We start from the raw sequence: 12,975 nt of genomic DNA on the forward strand, positions 1-12,975 counted from the left end.
TGCTCATCCGAAAAAGATCAACCAGATCGCAGACACCGACAAGAAAACCGACCGCGTTGACGCCAAAGAACTCGCGCGGATGCTCCGGTTAAATTCGGTGCCTGAAAGCTACGTACCGACCGAGGAGGTCAAGGAAGCCCGCGCACGAGTGCGCGGGCGACAGACCTTGGTCGAAAACCGTACCAAGTACGCCAACAAGGTCCATGGACTCCTCTCCGATCACGGCATCACCGAAGACGTGAAACCGCTAACCGTGGAGGGACGAGAGTCCCTGCGGGGACTCTCGATCCCGACGCCGTTCGACACGTTGCTTGAGTCGTACCTCGACCTGATCGAGTCGCTCACCGAAGAGATTCAGAAGCTCGATGAGACGATCGAAGAGCGTGCTGGGTCTCTGAAGGAGACCCAGCTGCTGATGACGATCCCTGGGGTGAGCTACTACACGGCGCTGACGATCTACGCGGAGTTAGGTGGGATCGACCGGTTTGACGGTGACAAGGAGGTCGTCAGTTACGTCGGATTGAACCCGGTGATCCGCGAGTCAGGCGACTCGCGGATCGAAGGGGGTATCTCGAAACGTGGATCAGGTCGCGTGCGATGGCTGCTCGTTCAAGCAGCAAACACCGCAGTCCATACCAGTAACGACGAGTATCTGAGCCGGTTCTACGACCGGTTAGCAAGCCGGAAGAACTCACAAAAAGCGATCGTGGCAGCAGCTCGGAAGATGCTGGTATCGATCTACCACATGCTTGATCGGAGAGAAGTGTACGATCCACCGGGTGTGACCGCATAGAGGGTGATCTGAGGGCCGCCGGTCCGGCGGCCCTCAGTGACCAGCCGAGGCCCTCCGTGAGCGTCAGCTATCGCCGGACAGCGACCGCACCGCAGACACGTTCCGACCGCCTCCCGGCTGTAGGAACAGCAGATCCCCAGACGGCGTAATCATTTTATCGCTAGACGTGGTTTGCCCGGCTAGCAGCGTTTCCATAGGTGAATCCGATGACGGCGCGGGGATCACTGTTTGAGAGTCTGTTCGAGGTTGTAGACTGCGGCGATCAACACGAGTTCACGGAACTCACGGTACCGCTCGCGAGGGTGGACAGCGGGGACGAACCGACACTTGATGGCCGAAAAGGCACAGTCTCAAACATCCAGCGCTGACCGTATAATTCGCTGTCCAACCGTGCGTTGTGCGCGCGATCGTAGGCATCGAACAGCCGATGGTGAAGGAATGGCTGGACGCCCTCTGAACGAAGGTGTCCCGCAGCGATTGGTCGTCATAGCCTTTGTCACCGGCGAGACTCTCGATTTTTCGGTGTTGCGAAGAGCCACTCGACGGCTGTCCTGGGTGTCGTGAGGCCAGTGTGCCGAGCAGTGAATATCGAGGATGGCACACGAGTCAGTACCGACGAGGGGCGTCGTTTTGAGCGTGCGTATGTGTCGATCCGAGCGGTGTTGGTAGTGTCTCGATGCCGTTTCACGGTCAAAGAAGGTGGCATCGATTGCTCCATGCGAATCCGGATCGCACTGTTGAGCAGTCGCTTGAAGTAAGCGCCGCCACACCGGCATGGGAACCCTCTCGAACGACCGGTACAGCGTTGAGGATGCGAGAAATGCTGTCCGCGATAGCTGTAACAACCGTCGAACTCGATCTATCTCACTCGCCCAATCCACAATTTCGCGGTACGTCGCGTCCATGTGAACCCTCAAAAACCGGAGCGTGACATGCTTCCAGCCGGGAAATCTGTTGCCAGTTGGATCACTCACCGCTGTCGGATTGGCGGCACAGCGCTTTTGAGTCAGCGACCCGGCTTGCTTAACGAAGTGGAAGAGTAGGGTAGACACATTCAACTCTTCCGCTTCGCCATTGCCTTTACAGCGACGCTATCCCGCCACCTTCTGCGGATTCATTAGAGTAGAGCCTTGATACTCGGTGGCATTAGCTACCTATTAGATGGCTACAAAACAATTATAATTCATGATACTAACACTCTTCTATGAAAATAGCAGTATACGGTGCCGGTGGTATCGGTGGTTACTTCGGCGGACAGTTAGCAAGCGCGGGTGCAGACGTACATTTGATCGCGCGCGGTTCACATCTCGCAGCCATACAGGAGGACGGCCTCCACATCGAGAGTATACACGGTGATTTTCATGTCAACCTCCCGGCAACGGATGACCCTGCCGAGATCGGCGAATGCGATTATGTGCTTGTCTGTGTAAAATCGTTTGACACCGAGGCGATCATCGAGAAGCTCGGCCCGCTCCTCGGATCAGAGACTGCAGTTATTTCGCTACAAAACGGCGTCGACAACGAAAGAAAGCTCGCGGCCGAGATCGGCGAGGAACACGTGATGGGCGGATTGGCGTATATTTTTTCGACGATTAGTGAGCCTGGCCACGTTCAGCACGCCGACGGGCCTGCACGGATCATCTTCGGGGAGATAGACGGGACACGAAGTAATCGAGCCGAGCGGCTTCGGAGGCTCTGCAAACGGGCCGACGGCATGGAAGGTGTTCACTCGGCAGACATTTGGATTGACCTCTGGGAGAAATTCATGTTTATTTGCGCACAGGCAGGCTCAACTGCGGCGATCCGTCTCCCGATCGACGAGATCCGTGACGTCGACGAATCCTGGAAACTGTTTTGCGGTCTCCTCGAAGAGGCCCGAGATGTTGCAGTTGCGGAAGGAGTCGAGGTGACCGACACCGCGCTTGAAGAATGGATCAAATTCGCGAAGAATCTCGACGAAGGGACTTACTCTTCGCTATACCACGACATGGTCAACGGCAATCGGATGGAACTCGAGGCTCTCCACGGTACGCTCGTCCGAAAGGCCGACGAGCATGACATCTCTGTTCCTTGGACTCGAAGCGTATATGCGGTCTTGTACCCTTGGGCCGTTCGGAACGCTCCCGACCAGTAGTACGGCTGTCGCCCGCATCATTCTCATTTGTTTTTGTCTCCCGAAATTCCTCTATCGGTTATCATCCATACATTGACTAGCCCGCTGCCGATTCCAGCATCAGCGTACATGTCGATCACTCTCACGAACAGATTTTCGGGATCGATACTCAGTACGATATGATATAGTTCCACGGTATGAGTTTCGCCGATCCGGGTATGATTGTCTGTTAACCGAAATTTGGTAGTGACTGATTAGAGTGGATCAGTCATTATCGTTCTCCGTCGATGCGTCCGGTGTTTTCGGGATTGATGGCGGCTCATCGTAACAGAGGAAACAGGCGACCTCGCGATCCTCACCGATATCGATCCCACTAGGATCGCGGGTTCGACAGATCGTAGTGAAGGCATTATTGAGAGTCTGATGGGCCTCGGAAAAATTGCCTTGAACGGCGAGGTGCGCTGCTTTGTTGATGACCGATTCGGCATCCGAGTTGAGGGTTGGGAGCCCGAATACCTCTCGGATTCGGGAGGCATGCCGTGCGATCGTCTCTTTGTCTGACGTATCTTCATCGATCGTGTACTCTGAGAGACTCCTCGGGTTCGTCTCCAGACGATGTTGAAGCGTGACGAGGTTCTGCCAAGTTTCCTGTTCGAACTCGAAATCCGGCGGCTGGATAACGTCACGACAGCGCGTGTGGAACCGACAACCGTTCGGAGGATTCCGCGGTGAAGGAACATCTCCGGAGACCCCTTCGATCGTGCGGTGCTGTTCCTGTAGATCCGCCCGTGGGATCGACTCGAGCAGCGCCCTCGTGTAGGGGTGTTGTGGATCGTCGAAGATCATGTCGGTCGGACCGATCTCAACAAGACGCCCGAGGTACATGACTGCAACTCGATCACAGATGTAGCGTACGACTCCGAGATCGTGAGCAATAAACAGGTAGGTGAGTCCGAATTCTTTCTGCAGATCATCGAGCAGGTTAAGAACCTGTGCTTGGACAGACACGTCCAGTGCCGATACTGGCTCGTCGAGAAGAATGAACTCCGGCTCAAGCACGAGCGCACGAGCGATACAGATCCGCTGACGCTGCCCCCCGGAGAATTCCCGCGGATAGCGGTCGATCTGATCCTCAGAGAGCCCAACCCGTTCGAGCATTGCGACGACCTTCTCTCGCCGCTCGGCTTTCGTTCCGATGTCGTGGATGTCGAGTGGTTCGCGGACAATCTCGCCAACCGTAAGCCGTGGGTTTAGACTTGAGAACGGGTCTTGGAAGACGATCTGGATGTCCTGTCGGAGGGTGTTGAGTTCCGACTTGTCCATCTCGTAGATGTTCTCGTCCTCGAAATATGTCGCACCGCCAGTGGGCTCCAGCAACCGGAGGATCGTCTTTCCGATCGTTGATTTGCCACAGCCCGATTCGCCGACGAGTCCGAAAGTCTCGCCGCGCTTGATGTCGAAGGAGACGCCGTCAACGGCTTGGACCGGCGGTGTCTCGAGATTCAGTAATTTGTCGAGAAACGAATCCTCTGGATCGAAGTGCTTCTCGAGGTCTTCGACGGAGACGAGTGTGTCAGAACTCACGACGGCTCACCCCCTTCACCGTCGAAGTGATCGCGAATCGATCGATCTTCGTCGAACTCCCTGTTAGCAAGGTAACATCGTACTCTGTGGTCATCGTTGATCTCGTATTCAGGTGGCTTCTCCATACATTCTTCCATGGCTTTTGGACAGCGATCGGCGAAGTAACACCGGTCTCCCATCTCGTGGTCCAGCAGGCTCGGCACGTTCCCCGGGATCGGACGGAGTCGTTCTGCTTCGTCGATCTCCGGAATCGATCCGAGTAAACCGGCGGTGTAGGGGTGAGTGTGATTCTCGAAGATCTCCTTGAGAGTGCCCCGTTCGGCGATCTCTCCAGCGTACATCACACCAAGGCGGTCGGCCACACGGGCGACTACTCCGAGATTGTGGGTGATCAGGATAACACTCATACCTCGTTCCTCCTGGATATCACTGAGGAGGCTGAGAATCTGCGCTTGGATCGTCACATCAAGTGCAGTGGTTGGTTCGTCGGCGATCAGCAGATCTGGCTCACCAGCGAGCGCCTGTGCGATCATCGCTCGCTGGAGCATTCCTCCAGAGAACTGGTGAGGGTACTCTTGAGCTCGCTTCTTCGGATCAGGTATCCCGACAAGTTCGAGCAACTCTATTGCACGCTCCATGCTTGGTTCCGTGACGAAGCTTTTCGAAGGAAGGATACTCCCCAGAACCATCGATTTGAAGCCGTACCCCTGCGTTCGAGAGCGAGCAGATCGGGGATTCGAACTCGTGCGCTGCTGTACCTCCACTGCCTCGGCGATCTGCTCACCCACAGTCGAAGTCGGATCGAAACTGCTCATCGGATCTTGGAATATCATGCTGAAGGAGTTCCCGCGGAGCGATCGGTGGACGCTCTCGGGTAGCTCCAGCAGATTCACGAACTCGTCGCGAACCGCCTGTGACTGCTGTTCGTTGAATTCGTCGGCGAGCGATCTGTTTCGGAACCAGATTTCGCCGTCAGTGATCCGTCCAGGGCTTTCGATCAGATCGAGGATCGACAGTCCCGTTACACTCTTTCCGGATCCGGATTCGCCGACAATGCCGAATACTTCGCCCTCCTTGACTTCGAAGTCGAGACTTTCGACGGCATTTACTTGTCCCTCGTCTGTGAAGAATCTGGTCGACAGGTTCCTAACCTTCAACAGCGTGTTGGGACCGAAATCCGGCTCATTGTCTGTTCCAGCGGACCGCTGTACACTAGTCGTCGAAGCGTCGTTGTGTGTCATTCGTATCCCTCTTGAAGACCGGGATCAAGTGCGTCGCGAAGCCAATCACCGAGCAAATTTACACCGATGACTGCAAACAGGATTGCCACCCCTGGAACGCTAGCGATCCACCACGCTGTTCCGAGGTAATCGCGACCAGCAGAGATGTCATAACCCCACGACAGCGTCGTTCCGGAGAATCCGAGGAAAGAAAGAGTACTCTCGGTTAGGATTGCGTGAGCAAGCCGCAGCGTCCAGAAGACGAGTAGAGGTGTCATAGTATTCGGAAGAACGTGAATGAACATGACGCGGATGTTGCTAGCACCAGCTGCTTCAGATGATTTGACATACTCCTCCTCACGAACCGAGAGTGCCTCGCCGCGCGCGAGGCGAGCGAACTGTCGGACTGCGATAACACCGATCACGAATGCAACGGTTCCAGGGAATGTGAAGCTGTCAGGCATCTCTTGGGCGAACCCGAGTGCGACGATTGGATCCGGGATATTGATCGCGATCGGTCCGATGATCGAGAATATCGTGAGAGCCAACACAAGGCCGGGAATTGCGAGTGAGACATCGACGCTCCGCATCGCAACGTCGTCAATCCAGCCGCGGTAGTATCCGGAAATGATTCCAATTCCGATCCCGACAAGCGCCCCAAATCCAGACGCGACAACGCCGACGAGAAGTGATGTCCTCGCACCGTAAATAACACGTGAGAGCATGTCTCGACCGAGTGCATCTGTCCCAAGCGGGTACTCCCACGTCCCGCCGAGGAAAACCGGCGGTTGATTACGGACCTGTAACATCTGTTGCGTCGGATCATGTGGTGCTAGCAGGGGGGCGAGAACGGCGACGAAGATTGCACCTCCGACGAGGATCAATCCCAGCTTTGCTAGGAAGGATCGACTCAATTCGTTCTTGAGATTTCTGATCGTGCGTGTTGAAATCATTCGCTTTCACCCTCTAGCGTCACTCTTGGATCAATAATTGTGTACAATATGTCAACGCCGAAATTGATCGTGACCCACGTGATCGCGATGATGATCAGCGTACCTTGGATCACAGGCCAGTCGACAGTTCGAATCGCTCGGATGAGGAATTCACCCATCCCCGGCCATCGGAATACCACCTCGACGACAACAGCTCCGTTGATGAACGACCCAAACTGTAGACCCAGTACCGTGACGACCGGGATCAGACTGTTTCGGAGTACGTGTTTGAATGTAACCAGTGTCTCTGGAAGTCCCTTTGCCCGGAGGACGCGTACGTATTCCTCGCTGAGCTGATCGAGCATCTCACTCCGCGTAAGTCGTGTGAGCAGTGCAACGTAGTACGTTCCAAGCGTGATCGCTGGCAACGTGATATGATAGAGCCACTGAATGATCCCGTAGCGATTTCCATCTAGTATGAGTAATCTCATCGCCTCGTAGAACCCGAACTCACGACCGCTCGTCGGGAACCAGCCAAGCATGACGGACACAAGTAGAACGAGCATGATCCCAAGCCAGAAGTTAGGTGTGCTGATACCCAGCAGTGCAAAAAACGACGCTAGGTAGTCCGGTACTTGATGACGATTGGTCGCACTGATGACTCCGAGTGGGATCGACAATACTACTGAAACGAGGGTCGCCGCTACTGCGAGTTCGAGCGTCGCCGGCAGTCGATTGATCGCGAGTTGATTGACCGATATCCGGGACACGTACGAATACCCGAGATCACCCTGTACCACTCCACCAATATATCTCAAATATTGGACATACCAGGGTTGATCGAGTCCAAGGTCTTCGATCAGACTCTCACGAGCAGTTGGCGGGACATCGGGTGGGATGAGCGCTGACGCGATGTCCACAGGTGAGATGAACCTGAGAGCGAAAATTATTGTCAGCGCTGCCCACGCTACAACGATACCGTGGATCGTCCGTTTGATTGTGAATTTTAATAACGACATTTATTCGAAGTGGTACAACTTGATCTCGATCGTGTCTCTTGTTCTGAAATGTTATAAATAATATTATTTATCACTGCATGTTCATCGAGAACCAGTAGATCTCTTCTTTCGGGATCGGAGTGAAGTCGACGACATCCGTGTTAGTGCCGAAGAGTGCCGCCTGGAAATATATCGGAACACATGCGGCCTTCTCCATGACGACTCGGTTCGCTTCTTGGAGGATCTCCTCACGCTCGCCGGTGTCGAGCGTGTTGGCTGCCTCTTCGGAAAGCGCGTCGATGTCCGGATCGGAGAATATCGAGAAGTCGGAATCAAGACGCCCCGTCGTGAAGTTCCGGTCGATCTTGATCGACGCGTCGTTCGGTGCGGAACCGAACCCGAAGAAATGGAACGCCGGCGCGGGATCGTATTCGGGTGATATCAGGTCTCGATGGCTCGACCACTCGCGGATCTCTACGTCGACCGTGAGATTCGACAGCGAATCGAGCTGACCGGCGATCGCCTGTCCCACCTCGGAATCCTTGAGATACCGACCCTGTGGGACTGCGAGAGTGATCTCCGATCCGGCGTGGCCGGATTCCTCAATAAGCTCCTCTGCCCGGCCGGGATCGTACGGATACATATCCTCCTCAAGCAGGCCCGGATCGTGTCCGAACCACGTTTCGGGTGTCACTTGGTGTGTGACTTGGCCGAGACCTTCAAGAACGGTCTCGATTAGCGTCTCCTTGTCGATAGCGTGGTTTAGTGCTTGCCGGAATTGGAGACTGCTGAACGGCTCCACGTCGTACTTCATCATCAGCATCATCGTCCGATCAGTCGCCACGTCGCGGACCTCCGCGTGCCCGGAGTCGTTGATCCGTTCCATGTCCTCCGGTAGTACACCGTTTATGATGTGGCTCTCTTCCGCGAGAAGCTGACTGATCCGAGTACTAGCCTCGCTGGAGGCCTGATACGTAAGTTCCTCGGGGAAAGCTTCCAACGACTGATCAACGGCCGGTTGATGCTCGAGTTCGGGATCCCAGTACTCGTCGGGATCGAGCCGCTCGAACGTGACACTCACGTCGGGTTCGAAGTCAACGAGGCGGTACGGACCGGTTCCGTTCTCGATCTGACCGATGTCCTGGTCGTTTTCCTCAGCCCAATCCTGATTGATCACGCCACCGGCAAACCCGAGTCGCTGGACGATGATCGGGTCGGGAGCCGTAAGCTGTAGGTCGATCGCGTTCTCCCCATCGACCACATCAGCCCCTTCCACGTTCAGCAGCTCGCGCCGCGTCGTCATCCCGACATCGGGATCGGCGACCCGATTGATCGAGTACGCCGCATCCTCTTTCGTAAACTCAGAGCCGTCGTGGAAGGTGATCCCGTCTCTGATGTTGATCCGGAGGACTTCGTCCTCGATCCGATCCCAGCCGCTTGCGAGTTGAGGAATCGGCGACCCGTCGCCGAGGAAGTCCAGCGTGATCAGCTTGTCGTAGGCGTTGAAAATGATCGAGCGAGCGGGTGACCCAGTAAAGTCCTGTGGGTCCATCGTCCCGGTGTGGGCGCCCTGCGTGACGATCACTTCGTTGCTTCCGCCATTTCCACCATTTCCACCATCTCCACCATCTCCACCATCTCCACCATCTCCACCATTTCCACCATCTCCACCATCTCCACCGTCACCCTCATCGGGATCTTCGCTGGAACAACCTGCTAGTGCGATACTTCCTGCCGTTACGCTACCGTATTTGAGGACAGCCCGCCGTGATGCCCTGTAACTGTTGTCACTGTGTGGCATGCGCCTAGTCAATACGATCCTACCTATTTATAATTTAGGTTAGGGCTGACAGAGGGTGTCAAGGTTAGGCCGTCGCATTGTGGAGAACGATGAAGGTCTCGCTGAGCGATTGATTTCCTCACGTTTCACGCTCGTACTTGCTATTTATGAGTTTGAGCGACCAGTCGTATCCGGGAACATGATCTGCCAGCATGGCGAAACATCTCATGAAGACATACCGCTCGACCGGTTATCCTGATATAGTCAACACTCCTCATCCGACCACGGTTAATCTTCGATGGAGTCCAAGAATAAAGAAACCGAATACCTCCATGGCTGGTTAGTCACACAATCGTTCGACTTCTTCGTCAACTCTACGGCCTCCGTTTCCAACAGGATGGCTGACTGATTGCCGATCTGGTTGTAGTTCGTCGACAAACAGCACGCAGACGCGAAGTCTCTTTGAGTGTGGCTACGCAGGAATGCTTGCGCTACGATGGCGATCAAGTGTAACTCGCACCTGGAGGCATTCTCTGGATAGAATGCGATCGCGGAAGAGGGACGGATTTCTGCGAGTCAGACCAGACCAGTTACCACTGCCAGGGACCCTTGCCACGATCGACGATACGCCGTTCTCGCTCGATCGATTCGATGCGGTCGATATCCTCCGGATCAAGTTTGAGATCAAGCGCATGGTAGTTCTCTCGAATGTGATCGCCGGTCGCTTTTGGAATCGGGACGACGTTATCGATGCTCATCAGCCACGCTAGACTCACTTGGGCGGGTGTCGCGTCGTATTTCCTCGCGATCTCCCTGAGATCCGGAATTTCATCGACTTCGCCCCGGATCAAGGGGCTGTACGCCACTAGATACATGTCGTTCTCCTGTGCGTAGACAACCAATTCCTCCTGTTGTAAGAGCGGGTGCATCTCCACCTGGTTGGCAAAGATCGGCGCGTCAAATAGCATCTGAGCTTCCTCGATCAGATCGACATCGAAGTTCGCGACCCCGACTCGATCTATGACTCCCTCCTTGAGAAGCTCGTTGAATGCCGGGATCGTCTCCTCCGGATCGTACCGGTCTTCCTCCCCTGAGATGGCCGGCCAGTGGACGTAATGGAGGTCGATCGTATCCACACCGAGCGCGTCCCGCGTTTCCCGCGTCGTTTCAAGCACGTCCTCGTAGGCGAGGTTGCTCTCGTTAACCTTGCTTGCGATGAACAGCTGTTCCCGTGGGATGTCGGCCTCGGCAATCCCGTCGCCGACCGCCTCTTGATTATCGTACTTCTGTGCGTTGTCGATGTGTCGATACCCGACCTCGATCGCTTGTGAGACGGTCTCAACGACTTCTGTCGAGTCACCGATGCGCAGCGTGCCAAACCCGATCCGTGGTAGTTCGTCAGGTGCCATTGCGAGTTCTCCTTATCGACTTGGTTAAATAAATCTACAGGTGAGCCCAGTTAGCACTTCACCGCAAATCTCTACAAGTGACCCAAGTACAGACAGCGGCTCTTCCAATATCCTAGATCCATAATCATTGATTGTTTACAAAAACTATAATAGTGAAGTATCTAACTACAGTGTATGGTACTCGAAGCTGACGAGCAGAAGAACGTCACGCCTGTTGGATATTCGGAGCTCAATGGACGACCGGGATTCAAGATCGCGATGCAGGAGGTCGACGGACGTTGGTACGTCTACCTCGCTCATTTCTGGCACCGCGGCTGGTCGATCGTCGATGTCACGGACCCAACGGATCCGGAACTTGTACGATTCGTGGAGGGGCCGGACAACACGACAACCAAGCAGATCCAGGTGGCCGACGGCAAGATGATTACTGCCCTCGAACGGCCGGGGACTACCGATCCAGCCCACGGCGAATCGACTGATCCGTCGAAGCCGTACGAGACTGGGGCATATATTTGGGACGTGGAGACGGATCCAACCGATCCCGAGCTGTTGGGGCACTATGAGACTGGCGGCCGTGGGACTCACCGGAACTTCTACAACGGCGGTGACTACGCGTTCATGTGCGTGAGCCCGGAAGGATTCGAACCGACGCTCGAGGACCGGACGATTGATCCGGTGAAGAACTTCCACCTCCGGATCATTGACATCTCCGATCCGTCGGAACCCACCGAGATCTCGACGTTCATGTGGCCTGGACAGCACCCCGAAGACGACTCAGAGAAGCCGCGCACCCGATACTTCCACGGTCCTGCGTACGCAATGGATGACCGGGCATATCTCAGTTACGGCCGCGTCGGTATGGTCACGCTTGACATCTCTGACATCGAGAATCCGGAGCTCGTTACCAATCTTGGGCTTGGTGAGGGGCTAGGCGGCTACAACGGCGTCCACTCTTACATCCCGATTCCTGGAACCGATCTCGCTGCAATAAACAGTGAGGCGATCCATGAGGGCTACCCACTCGACCACGAGAGTGGTGACCCGCTCGGCTACACGTTCCTCGTCGACATCTCCGACGAGGATCAGCCCCACTTTGAGGGGACGACTCACCATGGACCCCGCGTTGTCAGCTCGATGCCGAATCCGATCCCGGAACCGGATGCGCCGTACGACAGCTATTTCGACAAACCCGGTCGATTCGGGCCGCACAACCAGCATCATCCCCGAGGAGAGGACTGTCGACTCCACCAGAGCAATTACCTCGTCATGACGTACTTCAACGCGGGGGTCCGGATCTTCGATATCAGCGATCCCGCAGTGCCACAGGAGGCCGGCTACTTCGTCCCCTCCGATCCGGAGAAGCGGTACGGGCCTCGGCCGCGGAACGAACTCGGATCGCAGGTTGAAGACGTCGCCATCGATTCGCGTGGCTACATCTATTGTACCGATCCGAACCGTGGTCTCATGATCTTCGAGTCGGACCTCTTCTAGCAGGACCCACTGCTTTTGACTAATTTTTTGATCCGAAACATCGATCATATTCATTCTCTATAGCTAACTGGCTATTTCATTTTGCTAAGACAAATTCGATCACAAAGAAATTCAGATCTAATTTTTGCACATACGATATTACAACTTGATAGTACACATCCATGTCCTGAGGCACGGTACGTATCAAGCGGATCACAACGAGAGCATCTAAAGCGTCCGAATCGCACTGGGAAGAGGTATCGACACGACTCAACGAGGTGGGCGTCAGTATCGATTGGGCACTCGAAAAGAATGTTCTCCCGATCCCGAAGGCGACGAGCCGCGACCACATCGTCGACAACGTCCGGGCGCGGGACCTCGACCTGACCGACGAGCAGATCGAACGGATCGACGCGATCGACCGCCACGACCGGCAGTACGACCCGCGGTACGCGCCGGCGTGGTCGAACTGACGGGCGAGCGCCGATCGCTTCCCCGTTCCGGTCCTTTGCTTCCCCGCTCCGACCCTTCCTCGCCGAAGCCGCCGTTCCGATCCTTTCTCGCCACATCCGCCGCTTCCCGATCCGCGGTACCGAACCGGTATTGACGCCCTCGAGACGATCCGTTCCGTATAGCTGAACACCTTCGCTCCGTTTTCGATCCTTGAACTCCGCAA

The 12,975-nt window shown here is 55.4% G+C and carries 10 protein-coding genes and 1 pseudogene; 4 read left to right on the top strand and 7 right to left on the bottom strand.

The genetic code is table 11. The features are described 5' to 3' along the window. A partial coding sequence (locus EAO78_RS09750) for an IS110 family RNA-guided transposase (RefSeq protein ID WP_238987658.1) occupies positions 1-793 on the top strand: 793 nt, incomplete at its 5' end. A 221-nt stretch (positions 794-1,014) separates the two neighbouring features. On the opposite strand, the pseudogene EAO78_RS18170 reads toward EAO78_RS09750, so the two are convergent. Next, positions 1,015-1,845 (bottom strand): annotated as a pseudogene (locus EAO78_RS18170) (transposase). 152 nt (positions 1,846-1,997) lie between these two features. Between EAO78_RS18170 and EAO78_RS09760 the strand changes: the two are divergent. Next, the gene (locus EAO78_RS09760) at positions 1,998-2,927 is read left to right on the top strand and encodes a ketopantoate reductase family protein (RefSeq protein ID WP_122105652.1); all 930 of its coding nucleotides are present in this window, start codon (positions 1,998-2,000) and stop codon (positions 2,925-2,927) included. A 243-nt stretch (positions 2,928-3,170) separates the two neighbouring features. Here EAO78_RS09760 and EAO78_RS09765 read toward each other — a convergent pair whose 3' ends face one another. The 6 genes from EAO78_RS09765 to EAO78_RS09790 all read right to left on the bottom strand — a co-directional run bounded on the left by EAO78_RS09765 (position 3,171) and on the right by EAO78_RS09790 (position 10,829). After that, positions 3,171-4,490 (bottom strand): ABC transporter ATP-binding protein, encoded by a 1,320-nt coding sequence (locus tag EAO78_RS09765; protein WP_122105653.1) that lies wholly within the window; start codon positions 4,488-4,490, stop codon positions 3,171-3,173. After that, on the bottom strand, positions 4,487-5,731 hold the full coding sequence (locus tag EAO78_RS09770; RefSeq protein WP_122105654.1) for an ABC transporter ATP-binding protein: 1,245 nt from the start codon (positions 5,729-5,731) through the stop codon (positions 4,487-4,489). The genes EAO78_RS09765 and EAO78_RS09770 overlap by 4 nt, the downstream gene beginning before the upstream one ends. Beyond that, the gene (locus tag EAO78_RS09775) at positions 5,728-6,663 is read right to left on the bottom strand and encodes an ABC transporter permease (protein WP_122105655.1); all 936 of its coding nucleotides are present in this window, start codon (positions 6,661-6,663) and stop codon (positions 5,728-5,730) included. Before EAO78_RS09775 ends, EAO78_RS09770 begins: the two co-directional genes overlap by 4 nt. Further along, a complete protein-coding gene (locus EAO78_RS09780) occupies positions 6,660-7,661 on the bottom strand; it encodes an ABC transporter permease (protein ID WP_122105656.1) in 1,002 nt (333 codons plus the stop codon). Before EAO78_RS09780 ends, EAO78_RS09775 begins: the two co-directional genes overlap by 4 nt. A 70-nt stretch (positions 7,662-7,731) precedes the next feature. Next, positions 7,732-9,441 carry an ABC transporter substrate-binding protein gene (locus tag EAO78_RS09785; RefSeq protein WP_136516504.1) on the bottom strand — a complete coding sequence of 570 codons (1,710 nt, stop codon included), beginning with the start codon at positions 9,439-9,441 and terminating at the stop codon, positions 7,732-7,734. A gap of 569 nt (positions 9,442-10,010) precedes the next feature. Further along, the gene (locus tag EAO78_RS09790) at positions 10,011-10,829 is read right to left on the bottom strand and encodes an aldo/keto reductase (protein ID WP_122105658.1); all 819 of its coding nucleotides are present in this window, start codon (positions 10,827-10,829) and stop codon (positions 10,011-10,013) included. A 174-nt stretch (positions 10,830-11,003) separates the two neighbouring features. On the opposite strand from EAO78_RS09790, the gene EAO78_RS09795 reads away from it, so the two are divergent. Both EAO78_RS09795 and EAO78_RS09800 read left to right on the top strand, forming a co-directional pair. Beyond that, the gene (locus EAO78_RS09795; RefSeq protein WP_122105659.1) at positions 11,004-12,320 is read left to right on the top strand and encodes an LVIVD repeat-containing protein; all 1,317 of its coding nucleotides are present in this window, start codon (positions 11,004-11,006) and stop codon (positions 12,318-12,320) included. Positions 12,321-12,577: 257 nt separating this feature from the next. After that, positions 12,578-12,772 (top strand): aldo/keto reductase, encoded by a 195-nt coding sequence (locus EAO78_RS09800; RefSeq protein WP_162498064.1) that lies wholly within the window; start codon positions 12,578-12,580, stop codon positions 12,770-12,772. Positions 12,773-12,975: the final 203 nt, after the last annotated feature.

It is taken from the genome of Halobellus captivus (assembly GCF_003697845.1).
Classification (GTDB): Archaea; Halobacteriota; Halobacteria; order Halobacteriales; family Haloferacaceae; genus Halorubrum; species Halorubrum glutamatedens.